Annotated in this window: 37 protein-coding genes and 1 pseudogene; 2 read left to right on the top strand and 36 right to left on the bottom strand. The window is 34.1% G+C overall.

Going from position 1 to position 25,858, the window contains the following annotated elements; all coding sequences use genetic code 11:
- Positions 1 to 32: 32 nt before the first annotated feature.
- From rarD to NSQ62_RS08370, 30 genes and pseudogenes are all read right to left on the bottom strand, one after another.
- A complete protein-coding gene (gene rarD, locus NSQ62_RS08515) occupies positions 33 to 932 on the bottom strand; it encodes an EamA family transporter RarD (protein WP_341323506.1) in 900 nt (299 codons plus the stop codon).
- 260 nt (positions 933 to 1,192) lie between these two features.
- The gene (locus tag NSQ62_RS08510) at positions 1,193 to 1,642 is read right to left on the bottom strand and encodes a hypothetical protein (RefSeq protein ID WP_341323505.1); all 450 of its coding nucleotides are present in this window, start codon (positions 1,640 to 1,642) and stop codon (positions 1,193 to 1,195) included.
- Between the two features lie 21 nt (positions 1,643 to 1,663).
- Positions 1,664 to 1,945 (bottom strand): hypothetical protein, encoded by a 282-nt coding sequence (locus tag NSQ62_RS08505; RefSeq protein ID WP_341323504.1) that lies wholly within the window; start codon positions 1,943 to 1,945, stop codon positions 1,664 to 1,666.
- Positions 1,946 to 1,949: 4 nt separating this feature from the next.
- Entirely contained in the window at positions 1,950 to 3,074 is a 1,125-nt protein-coding gene (locus tag NSQ62_RS08500) for a hypothetical protein (RefSeq protein WP_341323503.1), read from the bottom strand.
- A gap of 172 nt (positions 3,075 to 3,246) precedes the next feature.
- Entirely contained in the window at positions 3,247 to 5,025 is a 1,779-nt protein-coding gene (locus tag NSQ62_RS08495; protein WP_341323502.1) for an ABC transporter ATP-binding protein, read from the bottom strand.
- Positions 5,015 to 5,473, bottom strand: a pseudogene (locus NSQ62_RS08490) (ATP-binding cassette domain-containing protein); the annotation flags it as partial. The pseudogene NSQ62_RS08490 and the gene NSQ62_RS08495, both read right to left, overlap by 11 nt.
- Before the next feature lie 71 nt (positions 5,474 to 5,544).
- Positions 5,545 to 7,152, bottom strand: a complete 1,608-nt coding sequence (locus NSQ62_RS08485; protein WP_341323501.1) for a recombinase family protein — start codon at positions 7,150 to 7,152, stop codon at positions 5,545 to 5,547.
- Between the two features lie 64 nt (positions 7,153 to 7,216).
- The gene (locus NSQ62_RS08480) at positions 7,217 to 7,444 is read right to left on the bottom strand and encodes a hypothetical protein (protein WP_341323500.1); all 228 of its coding nucleotides are present in this window, start codon (positions 7,442 to 7,444) and stop codon (positions 7,217 to 7,219) included.
- Between the two features lie 8 nt (positions 7,445 to 7,452).
- Positions 7,453 to 7,956 carry a dihydrofolate reductase gene (locus tag NSQ62_RS08475; protein ID WP_341323499.1) on the bottom strand — a complete coding sequence of 168 codons (504 nt, stop codon included), beginning with the start codon at positions 7,954 to 7,956 and terminating at the stop codon, positions 7,453 to 7,455.
- Between the two features lie 4 nt (positions 7,957 to 7,960).
- Entirely contained in the window at positions 7,961 to 8,128 is a 168-nt protein-coding gene (locus NSQ62_RS08470; protein ID WP_341323498.1) for a hypothetical protein, read from the bottom strand.
- 19 nt (positions 8,129 to 8,147) lie between these two features.
- Positions 8,148 to 8,621, bottom strand: coding sequence for a transcriptional regulator (locus NSQ62_RS08465; protein WP_341323497.1), 474 nt, complete (start codon positions 8,619 to 8,621; stop codon positions 8,148 to 8,150).
- Positions 8,614 to 9,198 carry a metallophosphoesterase gene (locus NSQ62_RS08460; protein ID WP_341323496.1) on the bottom strand — a complete coding sequence of 195 codons (585 nt, stop codon included), beginning with the start codon at positions 9,196 to 9,198 and terminating at the stop codon, positions 8,614 to 8,616. Before NSQ62_RS08460 ends, NSQ62_RS08465 begins: the two co-directional genes overlap by 8 nt.
- A gap of 24 nt (positions 9,199 to 9,222) precedes the next feature.
- A complete protein-coding gene (locus NSQ62_RS08455; protein WP_341323495.1) occupies positions 9,223 to 9,474 on the bottom strand; it encodes a hypothetical protein in 252 nt (83 codons plus the stop codon).
- Between the two features lie 52 nt (positions 9,475 to 9,526).
- Positions 9,527 to 9,889: a DUF2493 domain-containing protein gene (locus tag NSQ62_RS08450; protein WP_341323494.1), complete on the bottom strand. Its 363-nt coding sequence runs from the start codon at positions 9,887 to 9,889 to the stop codon at positions 9,527 to 9,529.
- 17 nt (positions 9,890 to 9,906) lie between these two features.
- The gene (locus NSQ62_RS08445) at positions 9,907 to 10,344 is read right to left on the bottom strand and encodes a macro domain-containing protein (RefSeq protein ID WP_341323493.1); all 438 of its coding nucleotides are present in this window, start codon (positions 10,342 to 10,344) and stop codon (positions 9,907 to 9,909) included.
- 29 nt (positions 10,345 to 10,373) lie between these two features.
- Positions 10,374 to 10,799 (bottom strand): hypothetical protein, encoded by a 426-nt coding sequence (locus NSQ62_RS08440; protein ID WP_341323492.1) that lies wholly within the window; start codon positions 10,797 to 10,799, stop codon positions 10,374 to 10,376.
- 211 nt (positions 10,800 to 11,010) lie between these two features.
- Positions 11,011 to 11,520, bottom strand: coding sequence for a hypothetical protein (locus NSQ62_RS08435; protein ID WP_341323491.1), 510 nt, complete (start codon positions 11,518 to 11,520; stop codon positions 11,011 to 11,013).
- Between the two features lie 239 nt (positions 11,521 to 11,759).
- Positions 11,760 to 12,182, bottom strand: a complete 423-nt coding sequence (locus tag NSQ62_RS08430; protein ID WP_341323490.1) for a hypothetical protein — start codon at positions 12,180 to 12,182, stop codon at positions 11,760 to 11,762.
- A gap of 26 nt (positions 12,183 to 12,208) precedes the next feature.
- Positions 12,209 to 12,982: a metallophosphoesterase gene (locus NSQ62_RS08425; RefSeq protein ID WP_341323489.1), complete on the bottom strand. Its 774-nt coding sequence runs from the start codon at positions 12,980 to 12,982 to the stop codon at positions 12,209 to 12,211.
- Positions 12,982 to 13,923: a thymidylate synthase gene (gene thyA, locus NSQ62_RS08420; protein WP_341323488.1), complete on the bottom strand. Its 942-nt coding sequence runs from the start codon at positions 13,921 to 13,923 to the stop codon at positions 12,982 to 12,984. Before thyA ends, NSQ62_RS08425 begins: the two co-directional genes overlap by 1 nt.
- A gap of 58 nt (positions 13,924 to 13,981) precedes the next feature.
- Positions 13,982 to 14,557: a sigma-70 family RNA polymerase sigma factor gene (locus NSQ62_RS08415; RefSeq protein ID WP_341323487.1), complete on the bottom strand. Its 576-nt coding sequence runs from the start codon at positions 14,555 to 14,557 to the stop codon at positions 13,982 to 13,984.
- Positions 14,558 to 14,636: 79 nt separating this feature from the next.
- Entirely contained in the window at positions 14,637 to 15,077 is a 441-nt protein-coding gene (locus NSQ62_RS08410; protein ID WP_341323906.1) for an HAD family hydrolase, read from the bottom strand.
- 233 nt (positions 15,078 to 15,310) lie between these two features.
- Positions 15,311 to 15,553, bottom strand: a complete 243-nt coding sequence (locus tag NSQ62_RS08405) for a glutaredoxin family protein (RefSeq protein ID WP_341323486.1) — start codon at positions 15,551 to 15,553, stop codon at positions 15,311 to 15,313.
- Between the two features lie 139 nt (positions 15,554 to 15,692).
- The gene (locus tag NSQ62_RS08400) at positions 15,693 to 16,739 is read right to left on the bottom strand and encodes a ribonucleotide-diphosphate reductase subunit beta (protein ID WP_341323485.1); all 1,047 of its coding nucleotides are present in this window, start codon (positions 16,737 to 16,739) and stop codon (positions 15,693 to 15,695) included.
- Entirely contained in the window at positions 16,733 to 17,197 is a 465-nt protein-coding gene (locus NSQ62_RS08395) for a flavodoxin domain-containing protein (protein WP_341323484.1), read from the bottom strand. Before NSQ62_RS08395 ends, NSQ62_RS08400 begins: the two co-directional genes overlap by 7 nt.
- The gene (locus tag NSQ62_RS08390) at positions 17,197 to 19,503 is read right to left on the bottom strand and encodes a ribonucleoside-diphosphate reductase subunit alpha (protein WP_341323483.1); all 2,307 of its coding nucleotides are present in this window, start codon (positions 19,501 to 19,503) and stop codon (positions 17,197 to 17,199) included. The genes NSQ62_RS08395 and NSQ62_RS08390 overlap by 1 nt, the downstream gene beginning before the upstream one ends.
- A 33-nt stretch (positions 19,504 to 19,536) precedes the next feature.
- The gene (locus tag NSQ62_RS08385) at positions 19,537 to 20,097 is read right to left on the bottom strand and encodes a hypothetical protein (protein WP_341323482.1); all 561 of its coding nucleotides are present in this window, start codon (positions 20,095 to 20,097) and stop codon (positions 19,537 to 19,539) included.
- Entirely contained in the window at positions 20,098 to 20,517 is a 420-nt protein-coding gene (locus tag NSQ62_RS08380) for a hypothetical protein (protein WP_341323481.1), read from the bottom strand. It abuts the gene before it with no gap.
- 70 nt (positions 20,518 to 20,587) lie between these two features.
- Positions 20,588 to 20,806: a hypothetical protein gene (locus tag NSQ62_RS08375; RefSeq protein WP_341323480.1), complete on the bottom strand. Its 219-nt coding sequence runs from the start codon at positions 20,804 to 20,806 to the stop codon at positions 20,588 to 20,590.
- Between the two features lie 10 nt (positions 20,807 to 20,816).
- Complete coding sequence (locus NSQ62_RS08370) at positions 20,817 to 21,041, bottom strand: hypothetical protein (RefSeq protein WP_341323479.1); 225 nt, start codon at positions 21,039 to 21,041, stop codon at positions 20,817 to 20,819.
- Between the two features lie 288 nt (positions 21,042 to 21,329).
- Here NSQ62_RS08370 and NSQ62_RS08365 point away from each other — a divergent pair, with 288 nt between their 5' ends.
- On the top strand, positions 21,330 to 21,785 hold the full coding sequence (locus tag NSQ62_RS08365; protein WP_341323478.1) for a hypothetical protein: 456 nt from the start codon (positions 21,330 to 21,332) through the stop codon (positions 21,783 to 21,785).
- Between the two features lie 15 nt (positions 21,786 to 21,800).
- Here the strand turns inward: NSQ62_RS08365 and NSQ62_RS08360 are convergent, their stop codons facing one another.
- The 3 genes from NSQ62_RS08360 to NSQ62_RS08350 are packed head-to-tail and all read right to left on the bottom strand — an operon-like array spanning position 21,801 to position 23,809.
- Entirely contained in the window at positions 21,801 to 22,460 is a 660-nt protein-coding gene (locus NSQ62_RS08360; protein WP_341323477.1) for a hypothetical protein, read from the bottom strand.
- 30 nt (positions 22,461 to 22,490) lie between these two features.
- Positions 22,491 to 23,156 carry a hypothetical protein gene (locus NSQ62_RS08355; protein WP_341323476.1) on the bottom strand — a complete coding sequence of 222 codons (666 nt, stop codon included), beginning with the start codon at positions 23,154 to 23,156 and terminating at the stop codon, positions 22,491 to 22,493.
- Complete coding sequence (locus tag NSQ62_RS08350) at positions 23,150 to 23,809, bottom strand: hypothetical protein (RefSeq protein WP_341323475.1); 660 nt, start codon at positions 23,807 to 23,809, stop codon at positions 23,150 to 23,152. The genes NSQ62_RS08355 and NSQ62_RS08350 overlap by 7 nt, the downstream gene beginning before the upstream one ends.
- Before the next feature lie 61 nt (positions 23,810 to 23,870).
- On the opposite strand from NSQ62_RS08350, the gene NSQ62_RS08345 reads away from it, so the two are divergent.
- Positions 23,871 to 24,194: a hypothetical protein gene (locus NSQ62_RS08345; RefSeq protein ID WP_341323474.1), complete on the top strand. Its 324-nt coding sequence runs from the start codon at positions 23,871 to 23,873 to the stop codon at positions 24,192 to 24,194.
- 30 nt (positions 24,195 to 24,224) lie between these two features.
- On the opposite strand, the gene NSQ62_RS08340 is transcribed toward NSQ62_RS08345, so the two are convergent.
- From NSQ62_RS08340 to NSQ62_RS08330, 3 genes are all read right to left on the bottom strand, one after another.
- Positions 24,225 to 24,551 carry a helix-turn-helix transcriptional regulator gene (locus tag NSQ62_RS08340; RefSeq protein ID WP_341323473.1) on the bottom strand — a complete coding sequence of 109 codons (327 nt, stop codon included), beginning with the start codon at positions 24,549 to 24,551 and terminating at the stop codon, positions 24,225 to 24,227.
- A gap of 16 nt (positions 24,552 to 24,567) precedes the next feature.
- Entirely contained in the window at positions 24,568 to 25,119 is a 552-nt protein-coding gene (locus tag NSQ62_RS08335; protein WP_341323472.1) for a hypothetical protein, read from the bottom strand.
- A 67-nt stretch (positions 25,120 to 25,186) separates the two neighbouring features.
- Positions 25,187 to 25,837, bottom strand: a complete 651-nt coding sequence (locus tag NSQ62_RS08330) for a 3D domain-containing protein (RefSeq protein WP_341323471.1) — start codon at positions 25,835 to 25,837, stop codon at positions 25,187 to 25,189.
- Positions 25,838 to 25,858 lie beyond the last annotated feature (21 nt).

The following is a 25,858-nucleotide window of genomic DNA, read 5'->3' as shown; positions in this document are numbered from 1 at the left end:
CCGTAAGCGAGTGCCTACGAGGAAATGTTGATTTAAATAGCATGTCTTTTGCGTGCTTCGATAAATTTCGACGCCGAGAAAATGAGTACCGCCAGCCAAATACAGCTAAACGTAAACAGTTCCGTCATCGTAAATGGCTCCTTAAAGACAAAAATCCCAATAACTAAGCTCATCGTTGGCGATAAAAACTGAATGAAGCCCATTAAATAAAGCGGAATCTTCTGCGCACCTTTTGCAAATAACACAAGTGGTAGCGCAGTAATAATGCCACTGCCGATTAAAAAGAGGTTCGTTTTCAGATCAACGTTTAAAAACGCAATATCTGTTGTTTGCATTAAATAAATGTAACCGACAATCGCAATCGGTAAAATGAATAGCGTTTCAATTGCTAGTCCACGTGTTGCATCAAGTGGGATTTTCTTTTTAATAACACCATAAAACGCGAAAGTAAGCGCAAGTGTTAATGACACCCACGGAATGGATCCCCCTAAAATCGCTTGATACCCTACCCCAATCGCCGCAATCACAACGGCAGTAATTGTAGCCGCAGACAGCTTTTCCTTAAAGAATAACAGCCCAAACAACACCGAAATGAGTGGATTAATATAATAACCGAGACTCGCCTGTAATAAGTGATCGTTATTGACCGCCCAAATATACACGCCCCAGTTGAGACTAATAATAAGCGACGCGACAAACAACAGCCAAAACTGAAGCTGTTTTCCCCACAGTACCTTAATGTCCGCAAGTAAGTGTTTACTCTGTTTAATAATGAGGATGAATGCTGCGGTAAAAATGAATGACCATATGACGCGCCCCGCTAATATTTCGAGACTCGAAACATGTTGCACCTGTTTCCAATAAAGTGGGATCAGTCCCCACATTAAATAGGCCCCTGCCGCAAACAGGATGCCTTGTTTTTGTTCTGACATTGTTGCACCTTCTATGAATGTAATAGAACTATTATAGATGTCGAATGGTGGGATGTAAATGTTGTTGTTTGGGGAGGAGTAAATGGAAGTGAGTGATACATTAATTGATGGGCTACGGCAAGACAGTAGTATGGCCACGTGGTAAGTGACCATACTACTGTCTTTATTACCGTTTGCGAGACTCACCAATTCAAAGTTTTACTCTCGTCAGAGGTTAAAGAATATGAAAACAAACAGTTTCTCAACCTGACAATTGATTTTTAAAATTTTTTACCCATAAATTTTTCATTAACAACTTTATAAATATCTTTCATTTGAGACTGTATTTTATTATAAAATTCCACTTGATCTTCTCCCAAAATTTCTTTAGATGACATATCAACTAAGAAGTCCTCCATCAATTGACAATTATTTTTTAAACGATTATAAAATTCCTTATCATTGTATAAATAGTATAATGAACTTTGCCTCATACTATTTAATTCATTCACTAATTTGTCAATGTATAGTAGCTGACCATCTGGAGTGATATGAAGATGCTTTCTAGCATTTGGAAGACCTGTTATTAGATATTCTTTATAAATTTCGTTTATATATACTGACTCTAAATTTATTCTATTTAGCTTTATTTCTTTATTATATTGTATAATAGCTACAAATAAGGATACTAAAATTGCTACAATAGCTACAATCAATGCGGCTAAATCCATCTCACTAGTCACCTTCAATTTCTATAAAAGATTTTCTAAAATTAATTTCTTAATATTCGGGATTGAAGAATTAATAATAACCATACTTTCTACTCCACTAATTCCAATATTTTGAACAATTTCTTCGAAAAAACCTTGAATAAATGACGATGCTATAGTATCAATTCTATCTGGAAAAGTGATAGTAATTTCTTTTTTATAATCTATTTCTTCCTTTAATTGCTCTTGAAAAATATATCTACCTAATTGATTTCCGGCTAATTTTGTTATTGTCTTATCAAGATCCAATTCAAAATTATTCATTATTTCATTCCCCCATTTTCATAACAAAATTCAAATTATAAGCTGTTCCAGGCATGTAAGTTTTACTATAGCTTAAGAGCTCTTTTTTAGGAGCATAATTTAAAAAATCATTCTCATCGTTAAATCCAATCCAGCTATCTTCATTATATTTCAAATAATCTTTTTCAAAAAAAACAACTCTATCACCACTTAAAACATAACATAAATAGTCATCTGAGTAATCTTCTAATCTACTTATTAACTTTTTAAGACCTGTACCACCTGTATGCTCTTTACTCATCCTTCCAGAAATCTTATGTTGAAATGAAGCAATATTAAAGAAATCCTTTTCCGTATAATCAAAATCGTAACTCTCACTATGTATAATATATGCTTGCAACAATTTCTCATGCCTATCATTTAACATTTCTTTTTCTTTAATCTTCTCTGCAATTCCGCTACCTAATAATGTATCAGAAAAATTAAGTATAGCAATATTTATTCCATAGTATAAATCTTCCCCTTCTTGCTTCGTAAATGTATCTTCTGTTACATCTAAATCAATTAGGCAGTCAGTTTTTGCGTGTTCAAAGACATTTCCAACAAGTTCAACAATAACTTCGGCTATCGCATCTCTATATTGTTTTATTACATTAAATGGTTTTAAAAAAGAATCTATATCAGTCATTAATTTTGACAATAAAAAACGATCTTTATATTCTTGAAACTTTATAATCCTTCTATAATGAAATTTATAAATTTCACTATTAAATACTTCTATAAACTTTTTTGTTTCATCTTTTTTTGATAATAATGTTAATGGAGAAGATATTATACCTAGCGTACCAATATTTGTTTCCACTTTAAAACCCACATTCACTTTAGTTTTACAATCAACAATAAGATAATTACAAATACATTCAAAAAGAATATAAGTTAATTTATCTTGAAATTTCACTTCACCTAAATTGAAATATATTGGCACTCTATAAAATTTACTTCGTGCTATATTCACAAATTGAATTATATCTTTAATAACATTACCATTAAAATCTGTCCCATCAAATCTGTATTCTAATTTCTTGTTTTCTAGCTTATATCGCTTATTACTTATACCATTTGATGAAAACAAAATCTCATAGTTATCCATTTCTTACCTCCAAAAATATTATATGTTGTTTTTAATATATCTTAATTACAAACTCATTAATACATTATTTCACAATTTCTCCTAAATTTGATGAAAACATCATTTTATAGCTGGTATAATACTTTTTACCAACCAAAAAACGAGCGGTCATCTCAGTGATCCGCTCGCTTATTTATTCTACTATCCTATTCTGCAACAAATACATCTTCTCATACAGCCCTTTTTGCGCCAGTAACTCCTGATGCGTCCCGCGCTCGACAATCTCTCCTTTATGCAGCACTAAAATCTGCTCGGCATCTTGAATTGTCGACAAACGGTGCGCAATGGCAATCGTTGTGCGGCCTTTACGCATTTTTTCTAATGATGCTTGAATGCCGACTTCGGTTTCGGTATCAATCGACGCCGTTGCCTCATCTAACACCAGTACTTTCGGATTCGTCGCCACGGTTCTTGCAAAGGCAATGAGTTGACGCTGCCCGCTCGAGAACGTTGAACCACGCTCTGTTACTCGGCTTTGATAGCCATCTGGCAGACTTTCAATAAAGTCCGCCGCCTGCACAAACTCCGCGGCTTCTTTTACATCCGAAAGGCTCAAGTGTTCACTATACAAGCGAATATTCGACTCGACCGTCCCGTAAAACAGGAAAGGATCTTGCAGCACAAGCCCCATTTTATCGCGAAGCTCTTGCTGCGAGTAATCTTTAATCGACTCACCGTCCACTAAAATATCACCGCGCTCGAACTCGTAAAAGCGCATGAGTAAATTAATAATCGAGCTTTTCCCTGAACCGGTATGACCAACAAGTGCCACCGTTTCCCCATGATTGACGGTAAACGAAATGTTTTTTAGCACATCACGCTCACCATCATAGCTAAACGACACATCTTTAAATTCAATGCGACCATTCGTTACTTCAAGAGGCTTAGCTAACTGCTGTGGCTCTAGTTCTTCCTCGTCCATCAGCTTAAACACGCGTGATGCGGCAACAATCGCCTGTTGGAACAGCGCTAAACGCTCCATCATTTGGTTAATCGGATCGAAGAATCGGTTCATATACGTCACAAACGCGTACACAACCCCAACCTCAACCGCTGTATCAAACGATGTCCAGCCAAAGTAAAATAGTAAAATAATAATGGCGGCAAAGTACACAAGGTCAATAACCGGACGTAATAGCAAGCTGTTCATTTTCATGTTGGCAAGCATTGCCTGGTAATGCTCCTCGTTCACTTCGTCAAAATCATCATTAAAACGCTTTTCTTGGCGGAAAGCCTGCACAATGCTCATGCCTGATAATGTCTCAGACAACTTTGCATTTAACTGCCCCAACTTTTCACGCATACGCATATATACAACCGAGCTCAGCTTACGATATAGGTAAATAATATAAATGACAATCGGTAAAATCAGCAGCATAAACAGCGCTAATTTCGCATTCAGTAAAAACATCGCAATGTACACACCGACAATTAAAAACGCCGCCTGTACAAAGCTTATCAAAACAGACACGAACATATCCTTAATCGCTTCCGTATCATTCGTTGCACGTGAAACGATTGAACCAGCTGGCACTTGGTCAAAATAACGCATGCCGAGCTTATGAATTTTCGAAAACACGTCAATACGCAGCTGCTGAATAATTTTTAAGGCAAGCTCCTGGAATTTAATCGTCTGGAAATACGTTATAAATATGTTTAACACCTGAATCGCAAAATAGCTAATTGCTAAGGTCATAACCGGCTTATACACAATATCACCCGGCATTAAGTAATCATCGATAAACACTTTAATTAAATACGGCCCAAGCATATCGCCTACTACGGTTAATGCAAGGAAGAATAGCGCAACGAACAACAGCTTTTTATGCGGCTTTAAATACGAGAATAACCGCTTTAATACGACGCGCTGCTCTTTACTAGAAAGCGTTTCTGATACTTGCTCATTTTTCATGCGCGTCACCACCTTTTTCCACTAGCTGCTCAAGCTGTTGTAGTTGATACATTTCGTAATAGCTGCCTTTTTTAGCCATTAATTCATCATGCGTTCCCTTTTCGATGATCGTCCCGTTATCAATCACGATGATTTGGTGCGCCTGTTGAATCGCGCTTAAACGGTGCGATGTGATGATTGTTGTCGCATCCTTACGCTCTTCTTTTAGGGCGTGTAAAATTGCCTCTTCGGTACGTGCATCCACCGCCGATAATGAGTCATCTAAAATGAGTAGCTCCGGTTTCATTAGTAGGGCACGCGCAATTGAAATACGCTGCTTTTGCCCACCGGATAAAGATACACCGCGCTCACCGACAACCGTTTTATAGCCTTCAGAGAACTCCAAAATATCTTTATCAATGTATGCCAAATTCGCAGCCTCACGTACTTCTGCAATTGTTGCGTCAGCATTGGTGAACGGGTACAAAATGCACTACTATTAAGCAAAAAAAAAACTAAATTTTATTATCTCACGATATTTTATTTCATTTCTTTCAAACATTCCTCTAATATAAGATTGTATTCTATTTCCACTTTATTTTTACCAAAATACACCTTATTTACTACTCTTGAAAGCATAGCTTTTTTTAGATCATTGTCTGCATTGTCAAATTTATTTTCCCAATCTTTCAATTCTTTTGCCACATAATCAGCACTAAAAGAATTTTCCTTTTCGATCCTAATCTCCTCTAATAAAGAATTCATATTTTCAATTGTTGTTCTTATCTGTTCTTCTGTTGAGGCGATTGCAGATGAAAGTTGATCGGGCGAAAATTTACTTTCCCCTAGCAAGGCGATTGAAATTTCATTGTTCAATACTATCAATTGTTTTTTATATTGTTCAGTTTCCCTACTTAAAATTTTTATGTTTTTTTCTTTTTGTGCTATTTGTTTTTTTCTTTGCTTAACAGAAGTTTCAATATACAAGTCTATGTCTAATTGGGAAAATGTTCTTTTTATTTCTTCAATAGCAATTTCATCATATTTAGTTGAACCAAATATAACTTGTTGATGATTATCTTTTGATTTACCATTATTTATCAAACACTGATAGCGGTAAGTAATATAATTTTCATAAATAGTTCCTGTATTTTTATTTTTTTGTGTTCTATAAAAATAATTGGCTTGTAATTTCCCACCACAATACTCACAAAAAGCTAATCCAGAAAATTTCAGTCTTCCAGACAGGGGGATTCCTGTTCTGTCCTGCTCATGTATTTTACTTTTTCTTTTAGCAAGTACTTTTTGTGCCATATGAAATTGATCGTCAGAAATTATTCTTAATTTTTCATTGTATGGTTGTGTATCACCCTTCTTACCACTGAATCCAATATATACTTTTTTTCCAATATATATTGTATTCTTTATAATTCTTTGAATCGTTGTTATTCCAAAGAATCTACCTTCCCTAGTTCGATACCCGTTTTCATTTAAATAATTAAGAATTTTACGGAAACCCATGTGTTTATCTACATAAAGACTAAACAGTAGTTTTATCACTTCTGCTTCGTCTTTATTTACAACTAATTCCTTTTCCATTCTATCTTTATGTTTCCAATGCGGTCTATCTGTCTCTATAAGCTTGTAACCATATGGCGCTTTCCCGCCTTGATAATACCCCTGTTCACTGAGTTGTTTTTTTGCTTCTCTTGAACGTACTGATGTTTTATCACTCTCTCCAGATGACTGCCAAAAAGTAATGAAATTCAATAATTTATCAATATGATGTTCAATTTTAATTTGTCCTTCTTGAACCGACCATACTTCTACTCCTTGCTCAATTAAAAATTGAACTACAAAAGGTGTTTCATCTTCTCGTCTGCCTAAACGGTCATTCATAAAAACGAGTAGAACATCAAATTCTTTATTTATTGCTCCTTCCCTAATTATATTCATTTCATCTCGGTCTTTCGCCTTTTTCTTCCAACCTGATACACCTTTTTCATATAACTCATTTGTTATTTCCCAATCTGTTTTTGTATTAACAAAGTTCATACAAGCATTTCTTTGCATTGGTATATCATCATCAGAACTCACTTGTTTCTTAATAGATACACGATATAGACACCAAACTCTTTTCTTTTTCATAAAATCCTCTCTTTCCATTAATAAAAAAACCGCCATTTAAGGCAGTCAATATTATCTTACAGTATTATAGCCATGAAAAAAAAGTTTTAATTCCTTCCAGTGCTTCCTTGTTTTTTTCTTCGTCTTTTGTGAATTTTAAAGTTATCTTCATACCTTTGTCTGTTGTTCTAACTAAGTAATCCCACTCTTCATCAGACGTATGCAAATATTTTTTATCTCCTAAAGTAACCTCTTTCGCACCATCGTCATTCACACTAGCCTTCTTAGTATTCTCATCTTTCAGTGCCATCATCCCCTCATTTAATAAATTCGTTCATACTTCACAAAAGAATAGCTGCAACAATTCTCCTCATCCCAATCCATTAGCACCTCAACAGCTTTAAATTCGTCTAACCCCTCAAACGGAAACCACGTATCTACATTTTCCGCTGCTGCATTTACATGTGTGATCCATATTTCATCTGCACATTCTATAAACGCTTCATAAATATCAGCACCACCGATCACCCATAAATCCTTATCTTGTTCGCCTGTACCAAGATAATATTTTAAAACTTTATTTATGTTATGTTCTACGAAAACGCTAGAATCACTCGGTTTATATTCCTTATTACGTGTCACAACCACGTTCACACGCTTTCTAAGGGGCTTTCCTAGTGACTCATAAGTTCTTCTACCCATTACAACGATATGCCCCTCTGTGAGCTTTCTGAAGCGTTTCATATCTTCCTCAATACGAAATAGCAACTGATTGTTATATCCCAATCCCCAATTAAGATCGACTGCTGCAATTAATTTAATCATTTGATTAAAACTCCTCATTTTCAAAGATGGATTTGATAAACATTTCTGTATCAGTCATGGCAACTGAATTTTCACGCGCTGCCTGTTTGAGTCTATTTATTGCACCATAGATTTCTTCTATTGAATACCCTTCCTCTTTCAGTTGCTTTATAGCCGCTTCAAACTCACCCATTAGAACGTCCTCCATGTTTCTACTTCTTTAGCTTAACTACCTGTTCAAAAAGAACTTTATCGTTGTTCATTAAAGATTTTTCGAGTAACCGTGCGATATTATCCTCTTCGAGTTCACGAATTAACTCCACTGCCTCTTCACGGGTAGCTTTAGGAATTTGCATAAATATCTTTTCACCTTTTGTTTTTGCTTCCATTTTTTCTCTTGTTTCTTCAATTATTGGCAACAAGTGTGTTCTCATATTAGAAACTAACATTAACTGATACAACGGAAGTTTAATCGTCTGTTGTCCTTTTTTAAATGCAAACATATCACTTACATTCACGATAGCCTTTGTAGCAAGACAAACAACAATTCTATTATCTTCACTAGGAATAAATTCAAAAACGCATCCATCTTTCTTAATGGATAAGTACTTATATGCGAAATAAAGGATTAATTTATTGTCCTTTATTGTTGTGTAAAAAGGTATAAAGCGCTCAAATTCAATCATTGTTCTCCTCCTTATTTCTTTGTAAAGTAAATCTTTCTTCAATAGAAGGAGTACGCTCATTCAAAATTTCAACTAGCATTTCCACCGACAGCGGTTCGCCAAAAGGTAAGGATTTTAATAGAGGACTGTCTACCCCTACATTAATTTGATTGTCCCATGTACTCGGAACGGAATGAATATGTCCATGAATAGACCACTTTTTAGGACGCAAACCAATTTCCATCGGATAATGAGAGAGCCACAGTTGATGTCCATCCACCTTCAAGTACACGCCCACATCATGATAATCATAAAAATACCCCTCATTCACCAAACGTTTCACAACTTTGTTGTCATCATGATTGCCGCGAATAAGTACAATTTGACCTCGCAGCCTCTCCAAAATCTCCACCCAATTTGCATATTTATGAAACACAAAATCGCCTATTACATATACCGTATCAAGATAACCAACAACACGATTCCAAGCTTGAATGAGCGCTTCATTCATTTCCTCAACTGTTGCAAATGGACGCTGCTCAAATGTAAGCACATTCTTATGAAAAAAATGTTGGTCTGCCGTAAAAAATATAGTCATATAAATTCGCTTCCTTTTGTGCAGTTATTTTTTATTCAATTCATTAGGGTAAACCGTTTCTATATAAGGTAATGCGCCTGTTTTAGATAAGCCCATATGTCCTAAGCGTGATACCATTACTACTGTATATGTCTCTTCCCTAAAACTTACTTTATCTCCTTTTAAAATGCCGTTATAACCTACGATACGACCATAACCATTTATAATTTCATTGTTTTCAAAAGCCATTGTTTCAATTCCGACTGTATTATTACTAACTTCGTGCCATTCAACCATTTGACGCACTTCCTTTACAAATTAATTCAAAATATGAATTCCTCTTTAATGTTTATGAAGTTTCGTCATAGTTAACGATTCTCACTTTTAAGCCATGTTTTGTAGCCAAGTCAATCATATGCTTAGTTCCTTTACTCTTACCGTCCCAAAATGCAATTAAAACATCTGCATATTCAGCCATTTCCTTGTTGCGAATATAGCCTGCCGACCTACCATGTTTATCCCAATTTGCAGGATGTGAACTAATTGGATAGCCTTTTTCTTTTGCATATTTTTCGCCTAATTTATCAGCGCCTTTGGCCGCACCAGACACAATCTCTACTTCAGATTGATTCTGTAAAAGGAAATCCGCTTTTTGTTTGAGTAATTCATAATCAATAAAATCTCGACCGCCTGCAATAATTACTTTTAGCAAGACATCATCTCCTTAATCTAAGGCCATCTGCATACTACAATTTTCACATCAGTATCTTGAAAGACTTCTTGAATCCACTTTCGACTGTCATTCCAGTCAAGCCTATCCAACCCACTACCAATCAACGGCATTCCAATATGCGTGATATTCTCATCTATTACGATCTGTTTTAATTGTAGAATGGTTTGATTAAATGCTTTTCTCGTTGGTTTATTGTAGGAACTGTATTTTGTAATTAGATTGAAAACTTTATTTTTGTTATTGTTCTCTTGATATAAAACAACTTCACCCACATTAGTAGGCTGCGATTGTAATTTAGGACGTAATCCCTTGTATCTTTTAGTAAATTCAACTGCAATTCCAGCACCCATAATCGCATCTGCTGCAATACAATGTGCTAAAGCATAATGTTTTGGTAGACTAAATAAATCCGCAACAATTTCTTTATATTCCAAAGTAATTCTCCCCCGTTCAATAAACTGAATTACGTCCACATACAACTGAGATTACGGATAACCCAATAAATAAATTCTTCATCATTTTCTATTTCTAAAATACCATTAAATACAGGGTAATTAAAGTCTGTTTTCTCTGATTTTTCTGCTAAAGCTTCAAGGAAAAGTCTTACTTTTTCTATTACGCTAGGATTTTCACAATTTTGCCCTAAGAATTGACGTAGTTTTTCTAGCTCAATTTCTTCTCGATCTGTTAAAATGAAAGTAATTTTGTTGCCATTTATCTTGATGACTTTTTCTACTTCTTCAGTAATCAATGGTCTAAAATTTAAATCATAACTGTCATCAATACCCGAACCGTAACGTTCTCCATAAATAAGATGCTTCTGTTCTAAACCAAAACATTCTACTAGCTCATGAAACGAGTCACCTGTAAAGTGGTAATTTTCAATCATTCTAATCAACCTCTCATTCGTCTAATTTAAAATTTATTTCTTCACCGATTTCAATTGTAGGTTCACAACCATAAGTGGAAGTATATCTTGACAACCTAGCTAATTTTAATAAAAAATCATATTCTTCATTTGTTACCTCCATATTAAATCGAGTGCTGTCATCGCACCCGTTAATATTGACTGAGCATCTTTTCATTCATACCTCTTCCTTTCAGTCCCACCCCCAGCGATCTCCCGCATCTAGGAAACTCTGATATGAGTTAATATTCTCTTTTGTATCGCTTCTTTTCCACTCACCAACAAATTGCTCAATGCATTCTTTCCAATTGCTAAAATCATACTTGATTGTAATTTGGCTGCCATACGTATATCCCGTAATCGCCTTATGAAAACCGCGAATCTGTATACCTCCAGCACGGACATCACAAAAATCAATCCCGTCAAAGTAGGGGTAATCATTTAGTTGCTTCGTAATTTCAGATTCAATTTCGAGAAATTTCTTCAGGTTTTTTTCTATTATATATGAGGCCACGTATGGAGTTCGTTTGAAGGAATTGTATAAGTTTTTTAAATAAGTCTGGCGAATAATTGCGTCTGCTTCATTATCAAATACATTATTTACATTGGATTGTGAGAGTGTATTTAGAGTAGCTGGGATTAACATGCGGTCTGTAATTTCTAATCCTTTATCATGTACAAACCAGTATTGTACTTCTTCCACTGAGTCACCCTTCCTTATTGTAATAATTTACTTATATAAAGTCCTCATCTGTATAAATTTCAGTTATCCTAAAGCTAACCAATTTATAATCAGAGATTACATAACGCATGTGCAGCATAATCTCCTCGCTATGAAATAGATGCGCTTTAAGTAAATCTTTCGTTACCTCGCCTACATTATTCGAAATATATTCGTTATTGCTATTGCGCAATGCATATACTCTAATTAATGCTCCCCCTCTATATCCACATGTTTTCAACGTTTTCGACAACCCAATACATAAAAGTGGAGTCATCTTCAATTTCCAAGACCCCTTTAAACCCAGGGGCATTGTAATCAAGCGTTTCTGATTTCTTTATCAAAGCTTTCATAAAGGATTTAACAGCGCCTACAACTTCTTGATTTGTTTCATTTTTACGAAGGAATTTTTTGAGCTTAATTAATTCAACTTCTGATTTCTCATTAATTTCAAAGATCACCTTACTACCATTAATAATAACTGGTAGCGTTTCAACTTCCTTTTTTTTATAAATTTCTTTTTTGCTCGTTGTTCCGTCTTCATTCCTAGCTTCAACTATAACAGGAACTTTCTTTTGTTGTAGATCAAAAAAATCAATTAGCTCATAAAACCCTATGCCCATAAAATTCAATGGTTTACTCATTCGTTTCTCCTCCCACATTTCCATTCTCAAATTTCGAAAGACTCTATCTTTAGCTGCATTCCTTCATGCGGATAACCAATTGCGTTCATATAAAAATTACAGTATGGCTTTTCGTAAACTTTTTGCTCATGAGAATGGCCAAAAATCCACGCCTTTGTATTGATTTCTTCTACTGGCGTAAGATAACAAACGGTTGAGTTATAGTTAAAATGTGAACCTACATTTATCACTGGAAAATGAGAAATCATAACATCTAAATTCTGTTGTAATAACGTCTTATATTGTAGTTGATTAGTATTATGTTCCGTTTGAATATTTACACCTTTAATGTAAACAGAATCATTTGAACTACTATTAAAAAATACTTTTTGTTCAAATGTTTCAAGTGGATACCAAAGTGGCGTACCCCCAAATTTAAAACCTTTGTACACCACTAATTCCCCCTCAAATAATGAGGATACATTCTTTATTTTAATAATTTCCTCATGTAATTCTTTTACTCGATTCAGTGAGTTATTGCTATATTTGCGCTCCTGGCTACCACTAATTAAATAATAATCATGATTGCCTACTTGCACAAACACATGTTCATAATTGGTTGCAAAAACTTCTAATGCCCATAATGATTGTTGATTATAATGTGATAAGTCACCCGCGATACACAATACCTCTCTCTTGCCTATGTCCGTATTAACTAATTGCGTAATAAATTCACACGTTCGTTTTTCCCATTTTAGAATGTTTGAATCAAAACGCACCCAAAAATCTAAATGTAAATCACTGACATACGAAACTTTCATTATAACGCCACCTCATAACTAATAGATTCACCATGTTGATAGTTAATAATCTCAATATCCTTCATAGTAAAATCAAAGAAACTTGTTACAAGCGGATTGATTTTAACCGCTGGAGCTGCGTACATTGGTCGTTTAATTTGTTCTTTTACTTTTTCAATATGGCGGCTATAAATATGGGCATTATCAATGTTAAAGCAAATTTCCCCTACACTATGTCCCGTCACTTGTGCAATAAGTCGATGTAAAATAGCATATTGGTAAATATTGTATGGATTTCCGAGACATAGATCGTTGCTGCGAATATTTACTGTAAGATTGAGCGTACCGTTCCATAGTTGCCAATGCGTTTCGTACACACAAGGCTCAAGCGCCATGTCATCTAAATCTTCAATACAGTAAAGCGTGGTTTTAATCCTACGTGAATACGGATTTTTCATCAATTGATATAACAAGTAATCCACTTGATTTAAACGAATTTTTTTGCCTAACATTTTTGCTATTTTTTTTGATGAATATTTCTCCATCATTTTTTTGGAAATTGATAATTGCCCGTTTTCTACCATTGATACTAATGTTTCATCTATTCTAACTTTTCGTTTTTTATTCCTTAATTGCCATCCATACGCACGACCGATTGTTCCGTCTTGCAATTCCCATTCATCCCATACACCACAGCCTACATCTCTTAAATCTTGAACGCTGTTTGACATTCGCTGCCAAATCCAAAACATTTCTTTTATTGGGTCTTTTAATGGTACTCTTTTCTGTGTTAATATTGGCAACTCACTATTATCAAACTTGAGCTGTTTATTAATAATTGCTTTTGTTGTAGCTGGAGTGCCATCTGAATAAATTGTACGCACATTTAGCGGTTCGTCCCATACGCCATACGTGAGAACTTCGTTAATTAGTTCTATATAGGTTACGTCAGCTTTACTCATATTTTCCTAACCTTCCTTTATATGTTAGTGTTTTATTATAATACTTGATTTATATACTTTATTCAAACATTACTTCTCTTAATAGTTTATGATAGGTTCTCAGTAATTTATTACAACGTTGAGGCGTAACACCTATTTTTTTTCCTATTTCATTGTATGTGTAGCCGTTCTTACGCATTTCCAGTACAATAAAAAAATTATCGGGAACTCTACCTTTTAATAGTTCCACTATATTTAAGTATTCTATTTCCTCATAACCTTCATCAATTGATCCAATCGCTTCATGAAGGGCTACCGACTCACCATCAAAAGCAAACTCTTGCTCTAAGCTTATTTTTTCTAAGAGATTTAAGCTTTTATTTGAAACATTATTTAAACTGTTTTTCTTTATTTCAGTCATTATAGTCCAAGCAATCATCTGTATTACATAAGACCTTATATTTAAACCTTTTTTACCGTCAAAGGTTTTACATGCTTTATATAAGCCTAATCGCCCATATTGAATTAAATCATCCAAATCCAAGCCATGTGTATTCGAAAACGTTTTGTAATTCGGAAATTTTCTATAGATTGTAGGTAAAATATACTTTTCGTATTCATAATACAATGCCTCAACATGTTCATCGCTGCTCATAAAAACCTCCTGCTGTATTTCGGCTTTATTAATAAAAATAGAAAAGGGAGAAAAATTTGATTTTCCCCCATATGGTAAGCTATTTTTTCTTAGTTTGACGAGCAATTTCATCCTTCAACTTTTCTTCTGGCGCAAACTTAACTTCCCAATCAACAGGTTTTTTAATTTTGCCATCTTCCTTATATACAGGAATCATTTTGCCATCAACATTATGAAGTTTTCCCATGTTCGCCTTCTGTACGATACGTAGAAGGTTATTTGGTTTTACACCCAGCTCGACTAAATCACCTAAAGCAAAATATAATTTATCGATAGCTGCATCAACTTGATCTTCTAACGTTTTTGCTTCTAACATTTCCTTACATTCTTCTTGCATCCAACTATTCCGCTTCATAATGCGTTCTTCTGTTAACATTGTTGGCACATCGGGAGCAGGATGATTAAAAGCTAAGTGGAATTTACGCACCCACTGCCACCACATATTTAAATCAGTTGTTTGTTTAGGCGGTTTACGTTCCATTAAAATTAGATTGCTAAGGTTACATTCCACTAACTTTGTTGTGCGCTCACCTGTCTCAAGATTTTTATTCGTAATAACCTCAACTTTTGCAGAATGATTCTGACGATTAATAAAAATGACTTTCCCGTGTAGCTCTTGTTCACGATCATATACAATATCGCTAGTTGTAACTTTAATAAATGCCATTCACTTTTTACCCCCTGTTATATTATAAAAATTTATTAATGTCAAAATTACAAGTCTTCAACTAATAAACTTAAAGCCTCTGGATTAAAGCCATTCACGCGATCAATTTCATGCTCATTCTCATCAACCAAAATCGCCACTGGAAATGACATAATCCCAAATTCAACAAGGATTTCTGGATTCTCAAACCCATCGATTGTTTCATATTCAATTTCTTTATCATCTAAATAGTTTTTTACTAACGAACATCCACCACAATTCGGCTTTGTTATTACAAATAGTCGATCCATTTCAATTCCCCCATTTACTTACTAGCAATGTCTCCTCTAATCCCACCGAAAATAGTTTCTAAAATTATTACAGTTCCTAAGAAATGCCAAATATTTTCAAATATGAATTCAATAACCTCAAGCATATTTTAGCTCCCTTTTATAAATCATCGAAACCGTTGTCCTCTGAAATTTTTGCGTACTCTCTCGACTTCTGTTCGAAAAAGTCAGTCTTAGTCAATCCTTTTGTCTCCCCTTCATTTAAATAAGCATTGATCCACGTCATCGGATTCTTTTCAAGCCCCTCATAAATTGGTTCAATGTTAATCATAGACAGACATTTATTTGCACGATACTTAATGTAATCCGTCATTTCGTCTAAAGTGATGTCTTCGATATTACGTAATGCATACTTAGACCAGATGATTTCATGCTCTACGGCTTCTTTAAATAAATTTTTCGTAAAACCTTCATAATCAAAATCTTTCATTGGCTCAGGATTTTCTAAGATTAATAGCTTAATGACTTGACTCATTAAATGCGTATGCGACAATTCATCTCCATTGATATATTGAATCATTGTTGCCGTAGCCATCATCTTTTGATTTCGCGCCAAGTTGTAGAAGAATGCAAAACCAGAATAAAAATTAATTCCCTCTAAAATAATTGATGCAGTCAATGCCTTCAATAAGCTTTCAAATGTTCGTGTTGCGAACGCCTCTTCATATAAATCTGTAATAATTTTGTTGCGTTCATATACAAGTGGATTCGTTCGTGCCGCTTGAAACGCGATGTCTTGCATGTTCTTTTGCTCAACAGATGATAGTACATAAGAGTACGAATGATTATGAACTACCTCCTGCTGCGCTGAAATAATGAAGCAGGCCGTAATTGAATCATCTGATAAAAAATCTGTTACTAATGCTAAAAACTTTGGCTGCACTGAATCAAGTATAGATAGTAGTCCAATGATATTTCGAAACGCTTCACGTTCGTTCTCAGTGAGTAGTTTGTAGTCTTTCGCATCTTTTGCCATGTTGATTTCAAACGGTGTCCAGAACTTCCCTAGTAGCTTCTTATAAATTTCATAGATTTGTTTATACTTGATGTCATCCCAATTTAAGATGCCACTGGATAAGCCATTAATTATCGATGTCGATTTATTGGGATTTGCTGGTTCAAATAATTTTGGTTTGTTAACTAACACACAATCATTCCTCTCAATGTTTCATTTATAAATTTAAAAATTTCGTTTTGTTGGAATTTGGAGACGGGGCTTTGCTCGATTTTTAATTTTGCGATTGGTTCGTTTGCATACTTACTACAATAGTAATACATGGCATCTACTGCTCTACAATAGTTCACTAGATTTTCTCCACCCCATTGCGTATCACCTGTACCAAACACCGAAAATTGAGGAAATATAGGTAGCTCATTTTCTACTAGGATATTTGCTAAATAGTCTCTCATTTTCTTTGGTAGCTTCCCCTCACCCCACGTATAAGCACCGAGAAAAACTAAATCATAGCCTTCAATACTTACATTTTCTTTTGGTGAAGCGATTTGCGCATGATATTCATGCTGCTCCCATAATGTCTTTTGAATGAATTCAGCAACCATTTGCGTATTGCCTGTCATGCTGTCACAAACGATTAAAATTTGCATTACTGACAAACTTCACAGTCTAAAATATCAATGGACGTTGAGCGAATGTAATATGTTGTTTTCACGCCTAAATCCCAAGCGGTCATTTGAATTTCCAATAAATCTTTTGCTTTAATGTCATTCATTACATAGATATTAAATGATTGAGACTGGTCAATGTGTCGTTGTCGAGCAGCGTTTTGTTTCACTGAAGCAAGTTGACTTACTGTATAAGCATTTTCGTAGTAAATCATCGTTTTTGGGGATAAGTCTGGTACAGTTACGGGGATTTTTGAATCCTTCTTTTCTTCGAAATACATTTGATTAAATACGGGGTCAATAGATGCTGTTCCATTTGCTAGTGTGCTAGTTGTTCCATTTGGTGCTACGGCCATAATATTAGCGTTACGCATACCATAGTCATGTACCTCTTCGGCTAGGGCAGTCCATTGCTCATTTTTAATGAAACGATCTGTATCGTCATAAGCGCCTGTACCATACTCTCGTAGTTTAAAGTAATCACCGTTGTCCCAATCAGAGCCTTTAAACAATGGATAAGCACCTTTTTCTTTCGCCAGTTCCATTGACGCTTTGATTGCTAGATAATTAATTTTTTCATATAAATGGTCAGTATATTTAATTGCCTCATCAGAACCCCAGAAGAACCCTTTCAGCGCAAGTAAATGATGATAAGAGAACGTGCCTAATCCAACGCTACGATAGCGCTCATTTGTTTTTTGTGCTTGTAATACTGGAATACTATTATTATCAATTACGTTGTCGAGTAAACGCATTTGAATAGGAATTAGACGCTCAAACACATCATCCTTATAAGCGTTACCTAAGTGAATAGATGATAGATTACAAGTTACAAAATCTCCCGCTTTTTTGTATGAAATAATAGTCCCATCATCTAGTAATTTTTGTTCTGTTAGAATCGTTGCAGACATGTTCTGTGTGATTTCCACGCATAGATTAGTTGAGTAAATCATTCCAGCATGTTTATTTGGATTTTTACGATTGACCTCATCACGATAAAACATAAAAAGAGTGCCCGTTTCAAGTTGTGCTTTCATAATGGATTTCATGATGTCAATAGCAGCAACTTTAGTTTTAGTTAAATCGTTGTTTTGAATGCATTCTTCATAGCGTTCGCGGAATGTGCCATCGCCTCGTTTTTCGTCATAGCAATCTTCAAGTGAATAGCCCATTACTTTTTTCACCTCATGCGGATCAAACAAGTACCAATCTCCACGTTTTTCAACTTGCTCCATGAATAAGTCTGGTACACAAGCCCCCAGGAATAAATCATGTGTACGTAAGCGCTCATCACCATTGTTCAATTTGGCTTCTAAGAAGATGTTAATGTCTTTATGCCACACATCCAAATAAACCGCTATTGAGCCTTGTCGAGTGCCTAGTTGGTCAACCGCAACGGCAGTATTATTTAATTGTTTCATCCAGTTAATAACGCCTGAAGAAATACCTTTAAATCCACGAATATCCGAACCTCGACTACGCACCTTGCCCATGTATACGCCAATACCACCGCCATTTTTCGATAGGTTGGCAATATCCGTATTACTGTCATAAATGCTTTGTAGGCTGTCATCCACCGTATCAATAAAGCAGCTTGATAATTGACCATACGATTTGCCAGCATTTGACCATGTAGGCGTTGCGGCAGTCATATATTGATTTGACAATGCCCAATACGCTTCTTTTACATAATCCATACGTTTTGATTTTTGTTCTTTCGAATTTAACACTAAGGCCATAATAATTTTACGCTCTTGAGGCAATTCAAACGTTCGTTTATTATGGTCTTTGGCTAAATATCTGTCTGATAGTGTTTTCAACCCTGCATACGTGTAGAGGTAATCTTTAGTGGGATCAATAAAACTTTCCGCTAATTTAATTTCCTCTTTCGTGTATTCTCTTAGAATCGTTTCCGAATAGATTCCCTTTTCACCTAATGTTTTTAAAAGTCCAATGAGACTACCATATTTTTCAGATGAATCATAAGAACGATTGTAAGCAGCTTCTTTATATAACTTTGCTAAATAAATTCTTGAAGCAACATAAGTCCAATCTGGTTGTTCTCGTGATACATTGTTTAATGCTTCCAGAATCAGTTTATTAGTAATTTCGGCTGCACGTATTTCTTTTAAGCTCAAAATACTTTTTAAAAATTTACTTTTGTAATGTGCAATTTCCTTTTGCTTTAGATTTGAAAAATCCTTTAAAATATTATCCACAAAACTCAATAAACGGCCTTCATCAAAATTAAGTTTGCGCTTTCCTTTATTCTTAGTAACTACTGTCATGTTTTTTCTTCCTCTGCCTCTCATGTTGTCTATTTAAATTTTGCCTCTAATATCAGCCATAATTGTATCTAAGGCTGCTATAGCAGCTTCTTTTGAGTTATCATTTTGCATTTCATACTGACATTGAAATTGACTAATAAAGCTTTCCGTGTAATGATTTAAATCATTTTCTGTGAACTTATCACCACGCTCAATTAAACGCTTGAGTCGAACTTCTTTATTTGTGTGAATTCGTATAAAAATGAATCCATCATCTATTAGTGCTTGATATTCATTAGTCATTCGACAATCAGTAACCACAAACAGTCCCATTGAATAATTGCTTCTACGTCTCAATTCTATTTCCCGTTGGATTTTTAGCATTAAAATATTAATCCAAACGTCTTCATCAATTTCACGAAACTTAGTACCAATGGATTGCAGTAAAGATCGATTTTTACTCTGATTGCCACCAAACTGTTGCGGAAAATAGAGAGCAGCAACTTTCCGAACTTCATCTGCGAACGCATAGCGAGTAAAACCATAAGCGCTTATTAGGTGTTCTGCTAAAAAATCTTTTCCACCACCAGCTTCCGCTACTAATGCAATTTTCATTTACTCACCTCTTTTATTTTGCTGTAACTGATTAATACGAGCCGTTAGATCTGTGCGTACTCTGGCTGTGTATTTTCTTTCTGACTTTTGTTTAATAGTTCGCTCGATAGTCTTGTTGATACCTAGTACATGCGGCTCTAGCTTTGATTGTTGATTGATAACGGATTTAATATTAAATAGCGTCTCCATTTCATCCTTTGCATTTCTTCGCTTTATACGTGCCTCTTTAATTTGATTCGCTATTGAATAGCCTTCTGCTGCATTAAATCTCCCCAGCTCTACTAAGTGCAACAAATCTTGAATTTCCAAGTCAGCATTACTGATTGTTTCGTTTAACAGTTTTATTCGTGCAGGAGTTTCGATAACTGCATTTTGTAATCGTGCTGTTGCTTCTTGATAGATTTTTACAAGATCGTCCATAAAAACACTCCTTAATCATTTTAAAAATTTACTTATGTTACATTTTCTCTATACCCTCTTCAAATAAATTTTATCTAAAGAATGTATCGCCAATTTTAATTTCGAGTGCATCTGCTAGATTATCAAATGTAACACTGGATTCATATGTTACGCCTATTGAATTTTCCATTTCACATAAAACACTCCAATATTCTACTTTAATATCGCCTAGTCCTATTTCCATTTTTTTAGGTGCTTCTAAAATTTTTTTTATTTTATGAGAAGATAAAATAATAATCCCACCTTTCATAATGATTTTATTAAGGATTGATTAATTTATTTTTAAGTGTATCCTGTAGCGCTTCAATTTCTTTATGAATTTTTTTTAATCTACTTATGCTTCTTATTTTCTGCCTAATATCATTCTCTTTTATTGCAACTGAAAGCGTCAATAATTCGTAGTCTTGCTCTAATTGCAAAACATATAGTAGATGCTTTATGTTGCTACTTAGATTAAGCATTTGAAAGTTAACTTTTTTTTTCATCGCTTTCCTTCTTTCTAAAGTTTGATTCGTAGTCATAGAAGTTACAGACTGCTTTCAAGTCAGCAATAAATCGCTTTTATCTCATATTTTTACTTATATTTTAATAACTTAATAGTATTATAATAATTTATTCATGTCAATTAATTTGACTTATTATTCAAAATATTTATATAGAGTGGAAGTTTTCGACTATTATTCAAATTATATTGTATAAATATATTTTCCATATAGTCAAAATATTGTATAATTCATATTAGTAAATTATTAATATTGAAGGAGAGGAAATATATGCAAGCTAAATTCACTCAATACTTAGACGAAAATCATAAGCGATTAAAAGATGATTTAGTAGATGTTTTTTTTAATGATAGGTTTATTAAAATTGAATATGGAAAAATAGAGGAAGATGGGGAAAGAAAGTATGGGAAAAAGTTTACCTCTGCGGAGGAAGCTTATAAAGTTCTTTTTGAACGTGGTCTTGTAACAGATATGGTTTTTGTCTTGCCGCTTTTGGGCGTAGCTGAATTTGCCGCATTTTTAGAAATCGCACCATCAAAATTTAGTAATATGTATTCAAGGCAGCGTAAAGGGGAAATTGTTAACCCCCCCATTCCAAAGCCAATTCAAATTTTATCTGCAACTTCTATCTGGACTTTTGAGCAAGCTACCGAATATAAAGAGCAGTATGATAATTATACGCCAGTTCGAGGCCGCCCAAAACCAGACCCAACTCCTGTTGAATAATCAATGGGAGTTTTTTTAATTAACCATAGTCTCATTGGTTTCTTCAACTTTATCGCTTGTAACATCCTTCAATAACTCATATTCATTAATTAATAGAATTATTTTTCTATGATATTCCCTAGATATTTTTTTGACTTTGCGAATAGTGAAGTAGCAATTTAAGCCTAACAACATATGAATAAAAATAGCACACAAAATAGCAAAGTCTATAAGGGGTGAAATAGCGTCTCCTTTTATCCATAATTGGTAAAGAGTCATAGTAAATAACATTGTAAGTACAAAACCAATTATCATATTTAAAACAAACAGTCGATTTCCTTTTTTATCTTCTACATCACTCGTTCTAGTACCGTTAACAAATAAATTTGCTAAGTTCTTAAAATTTAACAAGTATAATAAAGCATATGAAAAGCCAAAAGTGAAAACTAGATTAAAACCAAAATTGACAACAATCTCTTTTACAACGAAATTGTCTGCCCATGTGCGCCCCGTATTTAAGAGCGCCCAAACAAACAAAACAAACAAAAGTGAAAGAAAAAAGGTGGGCAACTGAATTCTCCTGCTTTTCTTTAACGCTTCCACGAGTTTCATATGTTTATTGATCTCTAAATCTGTTACTTTTAGCGTAAACTGAATTGCAATTTGTTCACTATTTGAATCTGAATGAATTGTCAAGAAATCCCTTTCCCCTTTCAACCTATGTTTTTATTTTTCCCAAATATAAATAATGTTTCTATCCTTACTTTCGGCCCTTGATAAAATCCATTTCTCCTTAATTTTTCTGTGTGGCGTTCTCAGGAGTGGTTTTTTATCGTGAATCGTTTCATTCCCTATGTGTATATATTTCTCAACTCTTGAAAGAATATTTCTTTCACTTATCCCCAGCATATTACCTCCACGCCAATGTTCATTAGGATTGTATTTATGAGTACACCAAGCGCCTAATACAATTTTTGGCTTGTATTTTTTAACTGCGCTTAACGCATCAATCTTTTCTACATTGTCTCCGTATTTCACAGGTGTCTGCTCATAAAGCTCGTAGTAGGCTTTAATATTCGATTCATCTTGCATATAGCTGTCTGTACCTCGTATGCCGAGCGCTCTGCTATAAGCTCCATTGCCCGAACCAATTTCGATTGCTTGACTTAGATTTTCCTCACCAATTTCTTCTCTTAGGAAGTCGATTAATTCAGTTGTTGGCAATGAATAAATCCCATTTTGTAAGCAAAATAGGCGGATATGGTCGTGCTGTATATCTTTTAAATCCTCATATGAATAAATTTTTAGAAGCCCATCTTCATCTAAGAACAGTTCGTTTAAGTAATCAATATTTGCACTTTTAATAAATTTCAGATCATTAATATTTAACATTCTTTTTTTCCTCCATGCTTTAGCTTTAACAAACTTAGCTCATCGTGTATTCCATAAAAATGTTCAAAGCTGTTCTGCGCTTGTAATAGATCATTGTCAAACACTTCTTTTACACTATTAAAGAAATAATCGTTTCCCGTACATCCACTTTGACCTTCACCAATATGTAGAATCAATTTGTCGGGACAGTATTTTTTAACTGCACGGATTAGATCTGTTGCAGCGTCATTCATTGGAATCCAGCTTACTAAAATATAATCAACGTCAGAATATTTTCTTATTGCGTCATAAACAGATAAATTTTCAATTGGAAAATCATTATGAGCGTGTATTCCCCACGAATAATTGTCGGTTGCCACTATATCGACACCTCTATTTTGAAGCTCATAAGCTAAATATCCTGCACCCGCCATGACTTCTAATACTCTTTTTCCTTTTAAGTAGTTTGCTAAATTGTCTGCAAAATCAGTTGTAATCAAAGCGAACATGCCTTTTTTAACAAGTTCCTCTCTAACATAAAACTCATCTGTTATACTTAAAACATTTGAAGAAAATGATGGAACTTTATCCTTATAAGCCTCAATGTAAGCTGCTTTATTTTTCTCTATTCTCATATTTTTCTCCTTCTTTATGTTCAATAAAAATCGATTCATATTGAAATAACTTCCAAGCCATTGTAAAATATACCTATTGTATAAGTAAAGGGGCTTGTTTATGAAATTAGTAGTTTATTGTCCATCGAATACTTTTGAGCCATCCCAAAATACGGAAGCTGTTTATACTTATGCTGATTTAATCAATAAAATTAAGACGGGCAATTATGAAGCCGTTTATGCATATCGTCCAGAGTCTTATAGTAAAAATCGTATTCAATATCATGAAATAATGAACGCTGCCATTGATAATGGTACTAAGTTATTTGAAACATATTCCGACACTGAATTGACCGCATCATTCATAAAAGAAAGAAGCATTCCTTTTTCACGTTCTGAATTTGAAATTATCAAGCGATTCATTGAACAGAAAAACCTTACATAACTCAATTTTTATAGTAGGTGTATAAAACTTTTATAAGTGCTTCCAAAGCATAGTTGTAACTTCTTTTACTAAATTATCATATTGATTACTAACTACCACGTAATCTTTTTTCAACTTTCTGATTTCTCTTTCTAGTTGATTATTGGTTTGACTAGGTTTAATTTCTGGTATTATTTCATGTAATTCAACGTCCAAAGCTTGAGCTATTTTGATCGCATTTCCTATTGATGCGTTTTTAAAATCATGTTCTACTATTGCTTGAATTTTAGTAATAGGAATGTTTGTTCTTTCTGATAAATTTGTTAGAGTAAGATTTTTTTGTACTAGGATTTTCAATAGCTCTTTGTTTTGTACCATTTATAAAATCCCCTTCTCATTTTAATTTATTGTATTCATGTAATTTATAATCTCTTTTTATTGCTTTCCACTGATAGTAGTGATGATTACATAATCCAATACCCATATGCTCTCCTTCACAACCTTTAACGCCACACAACTTTATAATTTTTGGTTTATATGGCGTTTCGTTTTCTCTTATGTAGATCAAATGTGTAGAACAAAACCCATGACGAACGTGCGGATTGGTACAACCTATTGCTAAACACTCTTCTACGTCAATTTCATTACGTTTTTTTTCAATGCTTAAATCCCCTTTGCGCAAATGTCTTCCATAGTGCTTTATGCATAATCTTTTTGCATATATAGAGCTATCACAGTCGCTTACTTTGCATACGCCTTCTGTTGACATTAATTGTCGAGTTATTGCTTTATACTTTTCTTTCTCTATTCTGTTTTGCTCTTGCTGTGCCCTCTTTTGTTCTACATATAATGGATCACCGTATTTAGTAAAGCTGCGGTAATGAACTTTACAGTAGCCTTTAGCCTCATGCTTTTTAACGCACCCGTCAATACTACATGCTTTCATCTTAATTTCCTCCTATGTATGTGGTAGACACTATATTTGCACTCACATAAGCGTCTACCACTATTCATTACTTAATCACTTCTACCTTTACTTTCTGCCTACCAAGATTGTAAGCTTCCTTTTTACTACCTACTAAAATATCAAGACGATTCTTTTTTATGTTACCACCTCGATCTAGTACGATTGCATCTATAACTGTTCCATCATTTAAAGTAATTTTTAACTTTGTATATAAATTAATATGAGATGGTGCAGCGACTACTCTAAGCCCTTTGTAAAAAATGGTTTTTGTCACATTATAACCACTGGACGTTACACCCGTGCAACCATTACATTTAGCAGTATAAAAAGTCGCTTCATAAATAGATGATTCAGTCTTTTCTATAGAGTCTTCAATTGTCTCTTCAACTGTCTCTTCGACTGCTACCTTCTTCGTTTCTATTTCAATTTTCTCTTGTGCTTCAAGCTCTTTTTTAAGTTTCGCTTCTTTAGCTCCCACTAAGAATTTTTCGAAATTTTTTTGTTCGTATATGTTTATGTTATTTAATGTAATATTGATTAAATTTTTGTAATTTAAATTACAATTATTATAGCATTCGGTATTTTCTTTTTCAATTTCAATTTTTGATTTACTTGTAGTAATCTCAATAAACACAATGAGAAAAATACTAAGTAATGCTAACACTCTAACAATCTCTGCAACACGTTTTTTTATCATAATGTCGTTTAACCTACTCTC

It is taken from the genome of Solibacillus sp. FSL H8-0523, from assembly GCF_038051985.1.
Taxonomy (GTDB): Bacteria; Bacillota; Bacilli; order Bacillales_A; family Planococcaceae; genus Solibacillus.
This window is presented reverse-complemented; position numbering and strand designations above follow the sequence as displayed.